Here is a 16,201-nt window from a genome sequence, read left to right as displayed (position 1 = left end):
GTGAATTTGATCAGATAAAATCGAGCGGTTTGTGGAAACATCCACACAACTACCAAGAGAAAAAGGGGCGAAAGACTAGATGTCAAAAATCATCGCGATTAACGCAGGAAGCTCTTCCTTAAAATTCCAATTATTTGAAATGCCAAGTGAAACAGTATTAACAAAAGGTTTAGTAGAACGTATCGGTTTAGAAGATAGTATCTTCACTATTACTGTAGATGGCGAAAAACAAAAAGAAATTACAAACATTCCAGATCACGCAGTAGCAGTTAATATGCTTCTTAAAAAGTTAACTGAAAACGGAATCGTTAAATCTCTAGATGAGATTGGCGGTATCGGTCACCGTGTTGTTCACGGCGGCGAAAAATTTGCTGACTCTGTTTTAATTACTGATGAAGTATTAGCTGATATCGAAGAATTAAGCGATTTAGCACCACTTCATAACCCAGCAAACGTTGTTGGTATTAAAGCATTCCAAGAAGTATTACCAAACGTACCAGCAGTAGCAGTATTCGATACAGCATTCCACCAAACAATGCCGGAATCTGCATTCCTATACAGCTTACCATATGAGTACTATGAAAAATTCGGCATCCGTAAATACGGTTTCCACGGAACTTCTCATAAATATGTAACTGAGCGTGCGGCTGAATTATTAGGTCGTCCAATTGAAAGCTTAAGCTTACTTTCTTGTCACTTAGGTAACGGTGCAAGTATCGCAGCAGTAGAAGGCGGTAAATCTATCGATACTTCTATGGGCTTCACACCACTTGCTGGTGTAACAATGGGTACACGTTCTGGTAACCTTGACCCTGCGTTAATTCCATACATCATGGAAAAAACAGGCCAAACAGTAGAAGAAGTAGTTAACGTATTAAACAAGAAGAGTGGTATGTTAGGTCTTACTGGTTACTCTAGTGACCTACGTGACATCATTGCGAAAGAAGAAGAAGGCGACCACCGTGCGAAAGTAGCACTTGATGTATTCGTAAGCCGTATCCACAAATACATCGGTTCTTACACTGCTCGTATGAAAGGTGTAGACGCAATCATCTTCACAGCTGGTGTAGGTGAAAACAGTGCGATTATTCGTGAGCGTGTATTAGAAGGCCTTGAGTACATGGGCGTATACTTCGATGCAAAACGTAATAACGTATTCGGTGAAGAAGCATTCATCAGCTTCCCACACTCTCCAGTAAAAATTATCGTAATTCCAACTGACGAAGAAGTTATGATTGCTCGTGACGTACTACGTCTTGGAGATATTGGTTAATATATGAAAAGAAAGACGAGATCCTATAGGATTTCGTCTTTTTTCTTTTGGATGTATTTTAAAACTCCATCTGGATATAATATTTTTTCTTTCTGAATGAATGCCGTAATAGGAATCCATTTCGCATACGCTACTGTTTCTTCATCTTGTATATTTAATATTTTCATTTCATATAGTGACGTGTCTAATAAACGCAAAGAATATAGTTGAATGATTTCATGACCAATGTCTCCATCGAGATGAAAGACATTTTCTAAACACCCTAAATAATTGGTGATTTCTATCTCCGTATGAAGCTCTTCTTTAAACTCCCGAATAACAGTATGTGCTGATTTTTCACCAAGTTCAATTGAACCGCCAAGAGGACGATAATATATTTCGCCTTCTGTATAATATTCTTGTACGAGAAGGCGATCTTGATGTACAGCAAGACCGAAAGCTTTTGCACGTGGATACATATAGAATCACTCCTTATTTGTTTTGTATAAGGACGATTATAATGTATGGTGTGATAAAAGTATCGTGTATTTAAGTGTGCGGTCTAATTGTAATTCCATCAAATAAGTCTTTCCAAAATGCTTCATTGTATTGGTATACATCCATAATAGGACATTTCATAACGCAAATACGTTGTAATCCCCAATCTTCTTGGGTGATAGTTGGTATATCGGCAGGAATTAGTAACAGGACAGAGAATGTATGTGTAACGATTTGAGATAAACTTTGTTCTAGGGAACATGCTTCTTCATATGTTCCTCCAGTTCGAATAAATAATATGGATTCTGCCGTTTCAATTGTAGCTAGAAAACGATTAATACGATGTTCATAGTTTAACTTAATTTCTGTATAAGAAGGCCAAGAAGTTGGTGTATTTACATCTGTTTTAAAGTCATGACAGGAGTCAATTTCATAAAGGTTGTCCCTTAATCTTAATTTTGCATCATCATCCCAAAATGAGATGAAGGATAAATTTTCGAAATTTAAAAAGCGGTCAAATCGATTTTGTAATAATACATTCACTTTTTCTAATGAGGGACTTAGCATAAAATCAATAACGCCAAAAAATGGTGATAATTCTAATTGATATAATGCCCAAGCGGGCCAGCAGTTTTGTCCTAAGCTGAATACCGCATTATATTCTTTTTTTATATCGGATAGATTCATGTGATTTATCTCATCCTTTTTGTTAATATTTTATGCCATTCAAAAATGGTATGTGAATAAAGATAGACAAGCATATTTGTAAAGAATAAGCAGAAATATGTTACAATAGAAAAAAATCGAACGAGGTGGTTGTTACGATGCGATCGAAGCGAGAACAAGCCATTTTAGACAATATAAAAGAATGGGAAGCGCAATTAGTTGAGCAAGAAGCGACCGATTTTCAAAAAGTGTTTGATAAATGGTTACATGCTACAGTTGCGAAATTACCTGAGAAAAAGCGAAAAGAATTCTTCACGAAAGCAGATGGATGGCTCTTTCATTTGCATGCATTTATTCAAAGTTCACAAGCACAGTTAGATGCACGTAATCGGATTTTAGGAACATCAAGGTTATTTGATGAATCGATTGAACAGCTTGAAGATTTGAAAGCATTATCTATTGATCAATTAACATACATAGCAGAGCAGCAAACAGCACGTCATCGTCTATATTCATTTGTACAAGGTGGGGCAACAGGTGCTGGAGGTTTATTATTATTAACGGCGGATTTTCCGGTTATGATCGCGTTAAATGTGAAGGCAGTCCAACTTATTGCAACATCATTTGGACATGATGTGAACAAGCCGTATGAAATGATGCTTGCCTTAAAGGTGTTTCATGCGTCATTACTACCAGGAAGACTTCAGCAATATGCATGGTACAATTTATTGCAAGAGCTGGAGCAAGAAGATTCGTTCTTTTACGAAGGAGACGAAGCAGTGCTACAAACAGCTTCTACTGAGGTTGTGTTAAAACAAATTTTGAAGACATTTTCGATTTATGCTCTTCGTCGTAAATTATTCCAAGGTATACCGGTAATTGGAATGGCAATTGGATCTACAGTGAATTATCGTTTAACAAGAAACGTTACTGAATTTGCAAATAGATTTTATCAAGTGCGCCATATAGTCGAGAAAGAAAAAAGAGCATAAAAAAAGCGAGAGGCCGAAGCCTTTCGCTTTTTTAATTTGTTGCATGTTTTTTAGACATTGGAACAGATACTGGCTGCTTTTCTGCTGTTTTTTCTGTTTTTGGATAATAAATTAAATCCAATGTTTTTGCCTGTACGGCAATCGAAAGAATAGTAAAAGCAATTTCTGTCCAATTTAAATAATATAATGAAAGCGCAAGAACAATCGCGTCAAAGACGAAGAAAATTTGCCCAATTGTAAAACGAGTTCGTTTACTTAATACAATTGTTAAAATATCGTCTCCACCGGTTGCACCGCCAAATCGCAATATAAAACCGAGTCCAATACCAGCTAACGCACCGCCAACTACTGCAGCTATAAATAAGTTATTTGATAAATCTACCGTAAATGGAGAATAATTTTCCATAAAGGAATAAAATACTCCGAATGAAATTGAACCTAGGAATGAATAGCCAACCATTTTTCTACCTAAAAATGAAGCACACAGTAAAATAATTGGGATATCCATTAATACAGTTGAAATAGATGGTGAAATATCATAAAAGTTTTGAATGAATAGTGCAATTCCTACAAAGCCACCTTCTGTTAAGTGGTTTTGGAAGTGAATGTGATATAGCGCTGCTGCTAAAATAAATGAACCGATTAAAACCATAAAAATTTCTTTAATAATTTGCCGACTTTGGATGTTCCTCATCGTTATTCCTTCTTTCCGTAGTTAGTAGTCCTTTTTGTGTTGTAAACTAACTACGAGCTCACATGTAGCTTTCAGTTAGTTTACGAAAAAACTAACTACGCTATATGTCGCTGAAGAAATAACGAATAATCCTCTCGTCCATCAATTCTCCCTACCTTCGTTTTAGTTTAAGTCTTAAAACGACTAAACAAAACGTGGAGTAGGATTCTTCATTTAGCAATCCTGCTCTTCTTTGTTTTGTTTAGTTAGTAACAATTAAGTCCTAAACAAAACGCTATGTGTAAGAAGAGTCTTTTTTTTGCCAAATTATCCTTCGGGCAATCATAATTTCCCCACTCTCGTATTTTTTTCGCTAGACTAAAGTATCTGAGCTGAAAAATACGCTACGTGTATGATTCGTCAATACGATGCCACATGCTCCTTCGAGCGATCATGATATCAAAATCCCTTCCTTCAAGATTTATACTATTATATCATACTTTTAAAAAATGTATGCGGATGGAAACCGACAATAAACGGAGGGAATCTACAAAAAATGTTATGTTTAAATATTTTTGTAGAAAAGCCTAAGTTATTTCGGAGGATTGGACAGTTTATAACGGTTTGTCCAATAAGTAAGAAAAAAAGGTTTTATTCCGTTGTATTCTTTTCATCACTTTTATCTTTGAAAAACGCATCCCAACTAATCACACTTAAAAAAGTTAAAGCGATAATAACGAAAGCACGCATAAGCTGTAGACCTCCTTTTGTACATAGTATATGAATCATTCGATTCGGAATGTGTCATTTTTTTACAAGTCTTAACTATTATGAGAGTATATTAATATAGATAGATGAAGGGGAGAGTGAAGGTATGCTAAAAGAAATGTTCAAAAGAAAAGAATTAATATGTATTTCATGTCAGAAAAAAATTCAATATGAAGAAGAGCTTGTTGCTTTTGTAAAGTTGCCGCAAGAAAGAAGTATATTAGTTGGCCCTTTTGATGTGTGTTTGGCAAAAACAGCACAAGAAATATATTGTAAACCATGTTACGACAAAAAAGCATGACCCAAAGTAATTGAGGGGCATGCTTTTTTCATTGGTGTGCTTTCCCCTCAGATACATTTTGAGTGAGTCGATACCAAAGCCAAAGGTCATTAATGATGGAAGCGAGATCGGCAATTTCTGAATTCAATTTGCAAGAAATTTCGAAGTCTTCTTCGTTATTTAAATGATGCTGTTTTGCATTAATAGAGTGCTCGAGTTCTTTTATTCGATCAGGAATCTTTCCGCGAACTTGTTCCCATCTTAGTAAAATAGCATGCTGCATTTTTTCGGGGATATCTTCCCAATCTTCTTGTAAATGAGGAATTTCAATTCCTAGATGATCATCGTATAAGAAATACTTTTCCATAAGTTCACCCCCGTTGTCCTGCTTATATTGTACAGAAAAACAGAAAGAAGTTCGACGAAATTGTTTGAAAAAATTTAAAAATGACTCTTGATACATTTTGTGAAAGGTGGTAAAGTGTGAATTATTATAAAAGAAAATGAATATTTATTCTTTAGGGGGATGCAAAATGGAGAAGAAAAAAGTTGTATTAGCATATTCCGGAGGTCTTGATACTTCCGTTGCAATTAAATGGTTACAAGAGAAGAATTATGATATTATCGCGCTTTGTTTAGACTTAGGGGAAGGTAAAGACTTAGCATTTGTAAAAGAAAAGGCACTTTCAGTAGGTGCAATTAAATCATATATGATTGATGTTCAAGAAGAATTCGCGAATGAATATGCATTGATGGCGATGCAAGCACACACATTATACGAAGGGAAATACCCTCTTGTCTCTGCATTATCTCGTCCGCTTATTGCGAAGAAATTAGTAGAAATCGCAGAACAAGAAGGCGCAACTGCAGTTGCACACGGATGTACAGGGAAAGGAAATGACCAAGTTCGTTTTGAAGTTTCTATCCAAGCATTAAATCCTTACTTAGAAGTGATTGCGCCTGTACGTGAATGGAAATGGTCACGTGAAGAAGAAATTGCATATGCAAAAGAAAACGATGTACCAATTCCGATTAATTTAGATAGCCCGTTTTCAATCGATCAAAACTTATGGGGACGCAGCAACGAATGTGGAATTTTAGAAGATCCATGGGCAGCGCCGCCAGAAGATGCATATGAGATGACATTGGCATTAGAAGATACACCGAATAAACCAGAGTTTGTAGAAATCGGATTTGAAGCAGGCGTACCGACTACTTTAAATGGCACTGCATATTCACTTGCAGAATTAATTAAAACGTTAAATGCGCTTGCTGGAAAACACGGCGTTGGACGTATTGATCACGTAGAAAATCGTCTTGTCGGTATTAAATCTCGTGAAGTATACGAATGCCCAGCAGCAATGACGTTAATCACTGCGCATAAAGAGTTGGAAGATTTAACACACGTAAAAGAAGTAGCGCATTTTAAACCAGTGATTGAACAGAAAATAACAGAACTTATTTATAACGGTTTATGGTTCTCACCTTTAAAACAAGCGCTTCATGCATTTTTACAAGAAACGCAAAAGAATGTAACAGGTACAGTGCGTGTGAAATTATTTAAAGGTCATGCGATTGTAGAAGGACGTAAATCTGAATACTCTTTATACGATGAAAAATTAGCAACATATACTGCTCAAGATGAATTTAATCATGATGCAGCAGTTGGATTCATTTCATTATTTGGTTTACCGACGAAAGTATACAGCCAAGTGAATCAAAAGAAGGTGGAAGCGTGAGCAAACTTTGGGGCGGACGTTTTACAGAAGAAGCGGAAGCATGGGTTGAAGAGTTCGGAGCATCCATCTCCTTCGATCAACAATTAGTAAATCAAGATATAAATGGGAGTATTGCACACGTAACGATGCTAGCAAAGCAAGGCATCGTTACGAAAGAAGAAGCAGAGAAAATAAAGATAGGTCTTCAATATTTATTGAAAGAAACAAAAGAGAATAAGCTACAATTTTCAGTAGAAGCAGAAGATATTCATTTAAACATCGAAAAGATGCTAATTGAACAAATTGGCGAAGTAGGAGGAAAACTTCACACTGGCCGAAGTCGTAATGATCAAGTAGCGACAGATATGCATTTGTATTTAAAAGAAAAGGTAGAACATATTATAAAAGCTATAAAACAATTGCAAACTGTTCTTGTTCATCAAGCAGAAAATAACATTGAGACAATTATGCCTGGCTATACGCATTTGCAACGTGCTCAGCCGATTTCATTTGCTCATCATATTCTCGCTTACTTTTGGATGTTAGAGCGTGATGTAAATCGTTATGAAGATTCGTTAAAGCGTATTAATATCTCCCCATTAGGAGCAGGAGCGTTAGCTGGAACGACATTCCCGATCGACCGAGAGTATAGTGCGGAGCTTCTTGGATTTAATGGAATCTATGAAAATAGTTTAGATGCAGTAAGTGATCGTGATTTTATCCTGGAGTTTTTAAGTAACTCATCTATGCTTATGATGCACTTATCGCGCTTTTGTGAAGAACTTATTTTATGGAGTAGCCAAGAGTTTCAATTTATTGAAATGAGCGATCAATACGCAACTGGAAGCAGCATTATGCCGCAAAAGAAAAATCCGGATATGGCGGAACTAATCCGTGGTAAAACAGGCAGAGTATACGGTAATTTATTCAGTTTACTTACAGTAATGAAAGGATTACCGCTCGCTTACAATAAAGACTTGCAAGAAGATAAAGAAGGAATGTTTGATACAGTAAAAACAGTAGAAGGATGCCTTCATATTATGGCAGGCATGCTAGAGACGATGACTGTAAACAAAGAAAAAATGGGGCAAGCTGTGACGCAAGATTTCTCCAACGCAACAGAAATTGCTGACTATTTAGCGAACAAAGGACTACCATTCCGTCAAGCTCATGAAATTGTTGGAAAGTTAGTGCTACATTGCACACAAAAAGGAATTTATTTATTAGATGTCTCGCTTGAAACATATAAAGAAATGAGCTCTTTATTTGAAGAAGATTTGTATGAAGTTCTTTCACCATATGCGGCTGTAAAGCGTCGTAATAGTTCGGGTGGAACAGGATTTGAACAAATCAAAAACGCTTTGGAGAAGGCGAAGGGCTTAACGAAAGAAGTTATTAAGAATTGAGTTTGGAAGTGCGCCAGTCTATTAAAGTCTGGCGTACTTTATTTTTTACTAGCATTTAAGTTACAATGTAGTAAAAAATAACAATTTAGGGGAAGTCTATGAAAAAAATAGTGTTGATCATTGTACTGTTAATTAGCTTAATTGCAAATGCTAAAGTGTTTCTTTTGGACAAATATATGTATGTTGGTGAAAAAGAAAAGCGAGAAGAAGCGGTTATCGCAACGATGTGGCATTTGCAAGATAAAGGATATAAAGAAAGTGATATTTTATATATAAAACCGGCCTTTTATAGCAAAATGGATTCGTATGGTATGAATGTACAGTTTAAAGATGAACCAAATGAATCATATACATATAGAGTTTTAAAAGATGCGAAAACAAATAAACTAACTGTACACCAAGATAGCAATGAGTCTGGTGGTATGGGCGGGAAACATCAAGAGCTTAAATAAAGAAAGAAAGAAAACGACTGATGGCATTCGCCTGCAGTCGTTTTCTTTTAATTATACTTATGTCGATCTTCCGTAATTCGAATATACTCTATATCCATCAAATCACGAAGTAATGCACCATTACTTAGTTCAACGCCGTGCTTCTCTTTAAAATGAGTGCGAATCGTATCTAGCATTTCAATTTCTTTGCCGTTCACATCTAAAATAATGCGTTCAGAATCATCCATATAGCATCCTCCTTTTTTACACATATATATATTTTGTCCGTCTATTTCTAAAAAATGTATGTTAACGTAATGTTAGGAAATAAGAAAGGGATGGAAAATGAGACGTATTTATTTTATAGGACTAATTTTGTACACATTCATTGTATTACATGTTGCATTCCCAAATATCTTTTCATTTGAGGATTTAGAAACAGTACACGTTGCGATATTTACTTTTGCTCTATTTGTAGTAGATTGTTTTATTTCTATATGGCTTTCGAAAAGAAAAGATATACAAGGCAAAAAAGAAATGGAACGGAAAAAGAGAAAACGTTCCTTTTGGATGATGACATACTGTTTGTCTTTAGTGCTTACTGCTGCTTTTTTTAGTGAACATATTCCATTAGAAAGAGTAAATATTGGATTTGGAGCATTCGTATTCGCATACTATTTTTTTATGCACTTTCTTCCTTATATGAAAGAAAAGCGAGGAGAAGAGGAAAATCCGCTTGTAGAAGAAGCGAAAGAACAAGAGCATAAGAGAATAGAAGGGGATATAAAGAAACTTGGAGAACAAAAGTGGTATTTAAAATCAAAAATCATATACGTTCTTTGCTTTATTACGCCGCCAATTGGTTATTTGTATGTTTTCTTATTTCGTAAAAAAATGATAGAAGGTGCAAAGCAAACGTACTTAACGATCGCGACGATTATGATGGCATTATGGTCTTTGAAGTTTCTTCCGCCTTATGTGTTGGCAATTACCGTTGTTGTCGTAGCGTGTCTTGTGTTTATAGTGAAGTTTATAAAATGAAAAACACCAAGCCTATGTGGACTTGGTGTTTTATCTATAAATTAAAGCTCACCTTGCTCTTCATCACCACGAACAACAAGGACATCGCATTTCGCATAGCGAATAATATGTTCAGAGACGCTACCAATTAGGAAACGCTCAACAGCATTTAAACCAGTCGCACCACACATAATTAAATCTACTTTATGGTTTGGAGCGATTTCTTTTGAAATTTTTGATTTAGGATTACCGAATTCTAATACAGTTTCAATTTTTTCAAGACCAGCTTCAAGCGCAGTTTTTTTGTAGTCTTCTAATAAGTCTTCTGCAAATAGATTTGCACGTTCCGCAATTGCACGGCTATAGGCTTCTACGGCTGAGTATGCTTTTACATCAACGATATGAGCGATTGTTAATGTTGCATTGTTGCGTTTTGCGACTTGAATTGCTTTTTTAAAGGCTTTTTCTGCTTCTTTAGAACCATCCACCGCGATTAAAATATTTGTATATGTATTATTCATAGTAAATTCCTCCCAATCTGTTTTATAACTGTTTACAACTTAATTATAAAACAAATTTTGGTAACGTGCTTGCCAGAAACGTTACAGAATTTTGAAAACTCTGTTTCAATTCATTTTAGTTGTAATTGGAGCGAGAACTTGTTACATATGAAGTATAGCAATTTAAAAGGGGGCAGTTTTGTGAGACATGCGCTCATTACAGCCGGTACGAAAGGTTTAGGAAAGCAAGTAACAGAAAAGTTATTGGCTAAAGGCTATTCAGTAACAGTAACGTACCATAGCGATATCACGGCTATGGAAACGATGAAAGAAACATATAAAGATGTGGAAGAGCGTCTACAATTCGTGCAAGCTGATGTCACGAAAAAGGAAGATTTACATAAAATAGTAGAAGAAGCGATGAGCCGTTTTGGCAAAATTGACTTTTTAATTAATAATGCTGGTCCATATGTATTTGAACGAAAAAAGTTAGTTGATTATGAAGAAGATGAATGGAATGAAATGATTCAGGGAAATTTAACAGCGGTATTTCATTTATTAAAACTTGTCGTTCCGGTCATGAGAAAACAGAACTTTGGCCGTATTATTAATTACGGATTTCAAGGGGCGGATAGTGCACCGGGATGGATTTATCGTTCAGCTTTTGCCGCAGCGAAAGTAGGACTTGTTTCATTAACGAAAACAGTTGCTTATGAAGAAGCGGAGTATGGTATTACTGCGAACATGGTATGTCCTGGTGATATTATAGGCGATATGAAAGAGGCAACTATTCAAGAAGCACGTCAGCTGAAAGAGCATAACACACCGATTGGTAGATCTGGAACAGGTGAAGATATTGCAAGAACCATTTCGTTTTTATGTGAGGACGATTCCGATATGATTACCGGTACAATTATTGAAGTGACTGGTGCAGTGGATGTTATTCATAGACATCGATAGAATAAAATAAGATGAAGTTTCGAATAATTGGACAGTTTATCCATTGTGCTGAGAGGTGCGGATAATACTGTCCTTTAATATAAAATTAAATCTATCGGAAAACTCGTGTTATTTTTTTGTCAAATATTGAGATATTATGTTAAAATATAAGAGCGTAGAAAGCGCTTTAAAAAATGATTCAGGGGTCATTTCATAACTCAAGGGGGAACTAATCATGCGTATCGGTATTCCAACAGAAATTAAGAACAATGAAAACCGTGTGGCAATGACGCCAGCGGGAGCAGTACATTTAGTACAAAATGGTCACGAAGTTTTTGTTCAAAAAGGAGCAGGTTTAGGATCTGGCTTTACAGATGAAGAATACGTACAAGCGGGTGCGAAACTTGTAGAAACTGCTGAAGAAGCATGGAATCAAGATATGGTTATGAAGGTAAAAGAGCCAGTAGCAAGTGAATACGGCTATTTCCGTGAAGGCTTAATCTTATTCACATACTTACACTTAGCTCCAGAACCAGAATTAACGAAAGCATTAATCGATAACAAAGTTGCATCAATCGCATACGAAACAGTACAATTAGACAATCGTTCTTTACCATTACTTGCACCTATGAGTGAAGTGGCTGGTCGTATGTCTGCACAAATCGGTGCACAATTCCTTGAGAAAAACAAAGGCGGTAAAGGTATTTTACTTGCAGGCGTTCCAGGGGTAAAACGCGGCAAAGTAACAATCATCGGCGGTGGTCAAGCTGGTACAAACGCAGCTAAGATTGCAGTAGGTTTAGGTGCAGATGTAACAATCATTGACTTAAGTGCAGAACGTCTTCGTCAATTAGATGATATTTTCGGTAACCAAGTAAAAACATTAATGTCTAATCCATACAACATTGCAGAAGCTGTTAAAGAATCTGACCTTGTTATTGGAGCGGTATTAATTCCGGGTGCAAAAGCGCCAAAACTTGTAACTGAAGAAATGATTCAATCAATGGAACCAGGTTCTGTCGTTGTAGATATCGCGATTGACCAAGGTGGTATTTTCGAAACAACTGATCGTATTACAACTCATGACAACCCAACTTACGAAAAACATGGCGTTGTTCATTATGCAGTTGCTAATATGCCAGGTGCAGTTCCACGTACGTCAACTCTTGCATTAACAAACGTAACAGTACCATATGCAGTACAAATTGCTAACAAGGGCTACAAAGAAGCTTGCTTAGGCAACACTGCATTATTAAAAGGTATTAACACATTAGATGGTTATGTAACATTCGAAGCAGTTGCGGAAGCTCACGGCTTACAATACGCTGATGCAAAAGAGCTTCTTGAAAAAGCTCCTGCTTTATCATAATAGAAATACATTTGAGACCTTCCTTTTCGTGAGGAGGGTCTTTTTTATATGGAGAAATAACATGTGAATAATTGTTATTTATTGGTGTAAAAAAATTTTTATTATGATAATTTAGAATTATATAATAAAAAGAGGGGATTCGATGGGGAACAAAAAGAGGAAGAAAAAACAGGCAAAGAGACAAAGGTATATAAAGAAAAAACAGGAACAGAACATACCTTTTTCACAAAAAGTAGTCATTACGATAGAGAAAACATTTCGGTATATTTGTATGTTCTTGTATGTGATTTTTTGCTTGTATTTATGTGGGATATTTAAAAGTTTGGGGATAACCCCCAATGTTATTGAAAGTACCTTAGGCGTTCTACTTGTTATGGTAGAAGGAATCTTATTCTTTATATTATTTGATAAAGTATGGCCTAGTCATGAAAGTAAAAAAGATAGAAAAAGAAGCAAAAAATCTTCATACGCTTCAAGCTCATCAGGTGGATTCGGTGACTACAGTAGCAATGACTGTAGTAGCTCAAGTGATGGTGGAGGAGATTGCGGAGGTGGTGGAGATTAAGTTAGTTTTTTAGAAGAACGACTAATGAAAGGATGGGACGAAAGATGGAGACTGTGAACTTAATAGAATTAACAAAGGATATTAAAGATCAACATAAAAACTTCGTCGTTTCAAATATAAACAGTCATTGCTTACGAATCGCTGTATTTACTGGTGAATATGATTGGCACTATCATTCTAATTCGGATGAATTATTTATTGTGCTAGAGGGAGAGTTACTTATTGATTTTGAAGATGGAGAAACGGCGGTTTTAAAGCCAAATGATTCTATTTTAATTCCAGCATGTACGATTCATAGAACGAGAGCATTAAAGAGAACGGTAAATCTTTGTTTTGAACATATAGAGGCTGATACGATTATAGTGGAGCAATTATGAAAAAATTATCTGTAGCCGAGTATAGAAAAGTTCTTCCGGTTTTAGAAGGTAATACAAGAACGATGACATTTGCTTATGCGGTATGTGATCAAGTGGTAGATGGTGAGGTTTTTGTAAACGGGCAATTAACAGCAGGATTAATTATTACAGCTAACGGTATCTATTATTTATTTGGTGATACTGATGATCAAAATTATAACGAAGAGTTATTTTCATATTTAAAAACGGCTATTGAAAAAACAGAGAAGAGATTTACACTCTTTACTTCAAGTGAAGAGTGGGAAATGATGTTAGAAGAGCGTTTTAGTAATACACTTCGGAACATCCCGCGAATGAAATTTCAAAGGGTAACCTTTGAGGAGAGAAAACGAGATTTTAACAAAAATACATATGAAGTGAAGCGTATTGATAGAAGAGATATAGAGCGAAGCAGTGAATTTAAAGAGGAGTACTATAAAGAATATTGGGGATCAAAAGAAACGTTTTTGAATAGTGGTTTTGGATTTTGTATAGAACAAGATGGGATAATTGTAGCTGAATGTGTCTCAATATTTAGCGGGAATGGTTATGCTGAAATAGATATTGCAACACATGAAGCGTATCAAGGGAAAGGATTAGCTCAAGCTGTTGCAACACGGTTCATTGAACATTGCATGCAAAATGATATTATACCGAGCTGGGATTGTTATGTAGACAATATTCCTTCGCGAAAATTAGCTAGTAAATTAAGTTTTTATCATCCAATAGAATATAGTTTGTTTGTACGTAAGAAAACGGGGGAAGAAAAATGAATGTAGAATTAACGAGATTTAAAGTTAAGCCTGGTAAGAGTCATCGAGTAGATGAATGGATGCAACTTCTTAATGACAATATGAAAGAAGTACTTTTGACATTAAACGACGAAAAGATGTATGTTGAGACAATTTTCCGGGAAATAAGAGATGGAGAAGAGTACTTATATTGGTATTCTGTGCAAGGAGAAGGCGGGGCTCTTGTCGAAAATTCTCATTATGAAATCGATAAAAAGCACTTAGCGTTTTGGTATGAATGTATCGATGAAGAAGCACCGTCTATTGATATGAAAACAGAAGTTGTTATGATTCAAGATGTTGTGAAGGAAGCGATGAAATAATAGAATAGTATTTCAGAGAAAAGCGCATCAAAATGGATGTGCTTTTTATTATGAAAAAATTGATAAAAGCTATATTTGGATATCTTTAAGTGAAAATAAGGAGGGATATCGAGAATATTTTAGGATAAACTATAAAGTGAAACTTTAATCAGTGGGGGGCATCCCCCACTGATTATCAGCCCTCACCAATCGGGCTTTTACGGGCAGTTCGACCCCAACCTAACTTCTTTGCTTCCGCTGAGTTTTGATGTGGGGTCTTACTGCCCGTTAATGCGGGATAAAGAAATAAAAAACACAAAACCAAAAAACTTACCAATATAAGGTGTATTCGTAACAGGAAAAACAGAGGATTTACAAAGTTTACAAGGGTCACCGTATATTAAGGCTACTGTAAGAGGTGTAACAGTTGAGAAATATTGATTACAAGTAATTAATGTGAATAATCAGAAAATTTATGTTATAATATGGGAAAAGGAGGTTTATATGAGGCAAATACATGGAGCAATTTATATTTACATAACAATGTTTTTCGTGGCGGTATCCTATGGATTGGGGCACGTGTATTCGCATCCTATACTAACTTTTTTAAGCGGAGCATGTATGGCGTTTGCGCTTCTTGTCCACCTTTTCTCGGTTTGGATCGTGAAATTTCAATTAAATATTAGTGAAATAGAAGAAGGCACTTTTTGAGTGGCCTTCTTTTTTAGTAATATTGGCGAAGCCCTGGTAGCAATTTTTCAATTTCACATTCGGTTTCTTTACATATGGAAAGTGTACGTAGTCTGAAAAATAAGCTACGTAAGAAAGATTTTATATTTCCGTATAAAAATTCGTATGATTCAATATGTAGCGTGGATTTTTTTACTTGTAATTGAGCTACTAAATCATGAAGGGCTAATATGAGTACTTCTTCCTTTAGGTGATTTTGCAGCATTGCGACAATCGGATAAACGATACGTTCATCTTCTTCATATTTGTAGTAAATAGAATGAACACAAACTTTGTTTAATAAAGTTTGTAATATTTCTTCGTAATATAAAGTTTCCAGTTTAGGACTATTCACAAGCGCCTCAAATGTATCGGAAGCATGAGCGATACTATGTGCCCAGCCGTGGTCTTGGACATATCCACGGAAATCATGCTCGTTGTTCATATATAGAATTAATTGATCTTTTACAGTTAAAATATCATTCTGTGATAAGAAATTATGATTTGTATCTGCATCTATAATGAGGGCAATTAATAATGTTGTAAATGCTCGGGTAAATACGGCATCTTCGTCATCCGAATGAATCTTATACAATAAATATTTTTCACTAATGCTTTCTAATAATAATTTCTGTAAGTGTGTATGTGAAATGTAGTCTTTTTTGATGAGATGATAAAAAGTAGAGTAAATAAGTTTGTCTCTTAAATAGCTATCGGTAACACCGATGTGCTCAAGCATATTGGAACTTAAAGAATCAATGTTAATTGTGTTGTCCAGTATGTAATTATTATTACGAATTTCTTCTAACTGTTGTTGTAACATATAAACCTCCTATTTTAGAAAATTCTGTATTTTTATAATATAATAAGAGGAAGAAATAGACAATAAATAAGTGCATTTGAATGG

At 35.5% G+C, this 16,201-nt stretch carries 21 protein-coding genes; 14 read left to right on the top strand and 7 right to left on the bottom strand.

Annotation, left to right across the window (positions count from 1 at the left end; genetic code table 11):
- The first annotated feature begins 79 nt into the window (after positions 1-79).
- Positions 80-1,273, top strand: coding sequence for an acetate kinase (gene ackA / locus GBN91_RS04270; RefSeq protein WP_000034575.1), 1,194 nt, complete (start codon positions 80-82; stop codon positions 1,271-1,273).
- A 23-nt stretch (positions 1,274-1,296) separates the two neighbouring features.
- On the opposite strand, the gene GBN91_RS04265 is transcribed toward ackA, so the two are convergent.
- The gene (locus GBN91_RS04265; RefSeq protein WP_000283500.1) at positions 1,297-1,731 is read right to left on the bottom strand and encodes an NUDIX hydrolase; all 435 of its coding nucleotides are present in this window, start codon (positions 1,729-1,731) and stop codon (positions 1,297-1,299) included.
- A 70-nt stretch (positions 1,732-1,801) separates the two neighbouring features.
- Positions 1,802-2,437 (bottom strand): DUF1796 family putative cysteine peptidase, encoded by a 636-nt coding sequence (locus GBN91_RS04260; protein ID WP_001053734.1) that lies wholly within the window; start codon positions 2,435-2,437, stop codon positions 1,802-1,804.
- 137 nt (positions 2,438-2,574) lie between these two features.
- On the opposite strand from GBN91_RS04260, the gene GBN91_RS04255 reads away from it, so the two are divergent.
- The gene (locus GBN91_RS04255) at positions 2,575-3,408 is read left to right on the top strand and encodes an EcsC family protein (protein WP_001256850.1); all 834 of its coding nucleotides are present in this window, start codon (positions 2,575-2,577) and stop codon (positions 3,406-3,408) included.
- 31 nt (positions 3,409-3,439) lie between these two features.
- On the opposite strand, the gene GBN91_RS04250 is transcribed toward GBN91_RS04255, so the two are convergent.
- A complete protein-coding gene (locus GBN91_RS04250) occupies positions 3,440-4,102 on the bottom strand; it encodes a YitT family protein (RefSeq protein ID WP_001244515.1) in 663 nt (220 codons plus the stop codon).
- An 853-nt stretch (positions 4,103-4,955) separates the two neighbouring features.
- Here GBN91_RS04250 and GBN91_RS04245 point away from each other — a divergent pair.
- On the top strand, positions 4,956-5,150 hold the full coding sequence (locus GBN91_RS04245) for a hypothetical protein (RefSeq protein ID WP_016123444.1): 195 nt from the start codon (positions 4,956-4,958) through the stop codon (positions 5,148-5,150).
- A gap of 28 nt (positions 5,151-5,178) precedes the next feature.
- Here the strand turns inward: GBN91_RS04245 and GBN91_RS04240 are convergent, their stop codons facing one another.
- Positions 5,179-5,496, bottom strand: a complete 318-nt coding sequence (locus GBN91_RS04240) for a hypothetical protein (protein WP_000417207.1) — start codon at positions 5,494-5,496, stop codon at positions 5,179-5,181.
- A 166-nt stretch (positions 5,497-5,662) separates the two neighbouring features.
- On the opposite strand from GBN91_RS04240, the gene GBN91_RS04235 reads away from it, so the two are divergent.
- From GBN91_RS04235 to GBN91_RS04225, 3 genes are all read left to right on the top strand, one after another.
- Positions 5,663-6,868, top strand: coding sequence for an argininosuccinate synthase (locus GBN91_RS04235; protein ID WP_000412315.1), 1,206 nt, complete (start codon positions 5,663-5,665; stop codon positions 6,866-6,868).
- Positions 6,865-8,253: an argininosuccinate lyase gene (argH, locus tag GBN91_RS04230; RefSeq protein WP_152121270.1), complete on the top strand. Its 1,389-nt coding sequence runs from the start codon at positions 6,865-6,867 to the stop codon at positions 8,251-8,253. Before GBN91_RS04235 ends, argH begins: the two co-directional genes overlap by 4 nt.
- A gap of 98 nt (positions 8,254-8,351) precedes the next feature.
- Entirely contained in the window at positions 8,352-8,705 is a 354-nt protein-coding gene (locus GBN91_RS04225) for a DUF3139 domain-containing protein (RefSeq protein ID WP_000725032.1), read from the top strand.
- Positions 8,706-8,752: 47 nt separating this feature from the next.
- Here the strand turns inward: GBN91_RS04225 and GBN91_RS04220 are convergent, their stop codons facing one another.
- A complete protein-coding gene (locus tag GBN91_RS04220) occupies positions 8,753-8,932 on the bottom strand; it encodes a hypothetical protein (protein ID WP_000342761.1) in 180 nt (59 codons plus the stop codon).
- Between the two features lie 97 nt (positions 8,933-9,029).
- Between GBN91_RS04220 and GBN91_RS04215 the strand changes: the two genes are divergently transcribed.
- Complete coding sequence (locus GBN91_RS04215) at positions 9,030-9,725, top strand: hypothetical protein (protein ID WP_006926471.1); 696 nt, start codon at positions 9,030-9,032, stop codon at positions 9,723-9,725.
- Positions 9,726-9,766: 41 nt separating this feature from the next.
- Here GBN91_RS04215 and GBN91_RS04210 read toward each other — a convergent pair whose 3' ends face one another.
- Positions 9,767-10,225: a universal stress protein gene (locus tag GBN91_RS04210; RefSeq protein WP_001066673.1), complete on the bottom strand. Its 459-nt coding sequence runs from the start codon at positions 10,223-10,225 to the stop codon at positions 9,767-9,769.
- 147 nt (positions 10,226-10,372) lie between these two features.
- On the opposite strand from GBN91_RS04210, the gene GBN91_RS04205 reads away from it, so the two are divergent.
- From GBN91_RS04205 to GBN91_RS04170, 7 genes are all read left to right on the top strand, one after another.
- Positions 10,373-11,164, top strand: a complete 792-nt coding sequence (locus GBN91_RS04205; RefSeq protein WP_002024902.1) for an SDR family oxidoreductase — start codon at positions 10,373-10,375, stop codon at positions 11,162-11,164.
- Positions 11,165-11,378: 214 nt separating this feature from the next.
- Entirely contained in the window at positions 11,379-12,512 is a 1,134-nt protein-coding gene (gene ald, locus GBN91_RS04200; protein WP_001219403.1) for an alanine dehydrogenase, read from the top strand.
- A gap of 142 nt (positions 12,513-12,654) precedes the next feature.
- Positions 12,655-13,077, top strand: coding sequence for a hypothetical protein (locus tag GBN91_RS04195; protein WP_152121269.1), 423 nt, complete (start codon positions 12,655-12,657; stop codon positions 13,075-13,077).
- 44 nt (positions 13,078-13,121) lie between these two features.
- Positions 13,122-13,454: a cupin domain-containing protein gene (locus tag GBN91_RS04190; protein WP_000450926.1), complete on the top strand. Its 333-nt coding sequence runs from the start codon at positions 13,122-13,124 to the stop codon at positions 13,452-13,454.
- Positions 13,451-14,245 (top strand): GNAT family N-acetyltransferase, encoded by a 795-nt coding sequence (locus tag GBN91_RS04185; RefSeq protein ID WP_000736763.1) that lies wholly within the window; start codon positions 13,451-13,453, stop codon positions 14,243-14,245. The genes GBN91_RS04190 and GBN91_RS04185 overlap by 4 nt, the downstream gene beginning before the upstream one ends.
- A complete protein-coding gene (locus GBN91_RS04180) occupies positions 14,242-14,586 on the top strand; it encodes a DUF6176 family protein (protein WP_001100209.1) in 345 nt (114 codons plus the stop codon). The genes GBN91_RS04185 and GBN91_RS04180 overlap by 4 nt, the downstream gene beginning before the upstream one ends.
- A gap of 483 nt (positions 14,587-15,069) precedes the next feature.
- Positions 15,070-15,276 carry a hypothetical protein gene (locus tag GBN91_RS04170; protein WP_001248908.1) on the top strand — a complete coding sequence of 69 codons (207 nt, stop codon included), beginning with the start codon at positions 15,070-15,072 and terminating at the stop codon, positions 15,274-15,276.
- A 13-nt stretch (positions 15,277-15,289) separates the two neighbouring features.
- Here the strand turns inward: GBN91_RS04170 and GBN91_RS04165 are convergent, their stop codons facing one another.
- Positions 15,290-16,117: a DUF2785 domain-containing protein gene (locus GBN91_RS04165; protein WP_152121268.1), complete on the bottom strand. Its 828-nt coding sequence runs from the start codon at positions 16,115-16,117 to the stop codon at positions 15,290-15,292.
- Positions 16,118-16,201: the final 84 nt, after the last annotated feature.

Origin of the sequence: Bacillus sp. B1-WWTP-T-0.5-Post-4 (genome assembly GCF_009183795.1) — a bacterium.
Classification (GTDB): Bacteria; Bacillota; Bacilli; order Bacillales; family Bacillaceae_G; genus Bacillus_A; species Bacillus_A cereus.
This window is presented reverse-complemented; position numbering and strand designations above follow the sequence as displayed.

Excerpts from the sequence above, each read along its gene's own strand:
- ackA (WP_000034575.1), top strand. The coding sequence starts at position 80 with ATGTCAAAAATCATCGCGATTAACGCAGGAAGCTCTTCCTTAAAATTC.
- GBN91_RS04265 (WP_000283500.1), bottom strand. The coding sequence starts at position 1,731 with ATGTATCCACGTGCAAAAGCTTTCGGTCTTGCTGTACATCAAGATCGC.
- GBN91_RS04260 (WP_001053734.1), bottom strand. The coding sequence starts at position 2,437 with ATGAATCTATCCGATATAAAAAAAGAATATAATGCGGTATTCAGCTTA.
- GBN91_RS04255 (WP_001256850.1), top strand. The coding sequence starts at position 2,575 with ATGCGATCGAAGCGAGAACAAGCCATTTTAGACAATATAAAAGAATGG.
- GBN91_RS04250 (WP_001244515.1), bottom strand. The coding sequence starts at position 4,102 with ATGAGGAACATCCAAAGTCGGCAAATTATTAAAGAAATTTTTATGGTT.
- GBN91_RS04245 (WP_016123444.1), top strand. The coding sequence starts at position 4,956 with ATGCTAAAAGAAATGTTCAAAAGAAAAGAATTAATATGTATTTCATGT.
- GBN91_RS04240 (WP_000417207.1), bottom strand. The coding sequence starts at position 5,496 with ATGGAAAAGTATTTCTTATACGATGATCATCTAGGAATTGAAATTCCT.
- GBN91_RS04235 (WP_000412315.1), top strand. The coding sequence starts at position 5,663 with ATGGAGAAGAAAAAAGTTGTATTAGCATATTCCGGAGGTCTTGATACT.
- GBN91_RS04225 (WP_000725032.1), top strand. The coding sequence starts at position 8,352 with ATGAAAAAAATAGTGTTGATCATTGTACTGTTAATTAGCTTAATTGCA.
- GBN91_RS04220 (WP_000342761.1), bottom strand. The coding sequence starts at position 8,932 with ATGGATGATTCTGAACGCATTATTTTAGATGTGAACGGCAAAGAAATT.
- GBN91_RS04215 (WP_006926471.1), top strand. The coding sequence starts at position 9,030 with ATGAGACGTATTTATTTTATAGGACTAATTTTGTACACATTCATTGTA.
- GBN91_RS04210 (WP_001066673.1), bottom strand. The coding sequence starts at position 10,225 with ATGAATAATACATATACAAATATTTTAATCGCGGTGGATGGTTCTAAA.
- GBN91_RS04205 (WP_002024902.1), top strand. The coding sequence starts at position 10,373 with ATGAAGTATAGCAATTTAAAAGGGGGCAGTTTTGTGAGACATGCGCTC.
- ald (WP_001219403.1), top strand. The coding sequence starts at position 11,379 with ATGCGTATCGGTATTCCAACAGAAATTAAGAACAATGAAAACCGTGTG.
- GBN91_RS04195 (WP_152121269.1), top strand. The coding sequence starts at position 12,655 with ATGGGGAACAAAAAGAGGAAGAAAAAACAGGCAAAGAGACAAAGGTAT.
- GBN91_RS04190 (WP_000450926.1), top strand. The coding sequence starts at position 13,122 with ATGGAGACTGTGAACTTAATAGAATTAACAAAGGATATTAAAGATCAA.
- GBN91_RS04185 (WP_000736763.1), top strand. The coding sequence starts at position 13,451 with ATGAAAAAATTATCTGTAGCCGAGTATAGAAAAGTTCTTCCGGTTTTA.
- GBN91_RS04180 (WP_001100209.1), top strand. The coding sequence starts at position 14,242 with ATGAATGTAGAATTAACGAGATTTAAAGTTAAGCCTGGTAAGAGTCAT.
- GBN91_RS04170 (WP_001248908.1), top strand. The coding sequence starts at position 15,070 with ATGAGGCAAATACATGGAGCAATTTATATTTACATAACAATGTTTTTC.
- GBN91_RS04165 (WP_152121268.1), bottom strand. The coding sequence starts at position 16,117 with ATGTTACAACAACAGTTAGAAGAAATTCGTAATAATAATTACATACTG.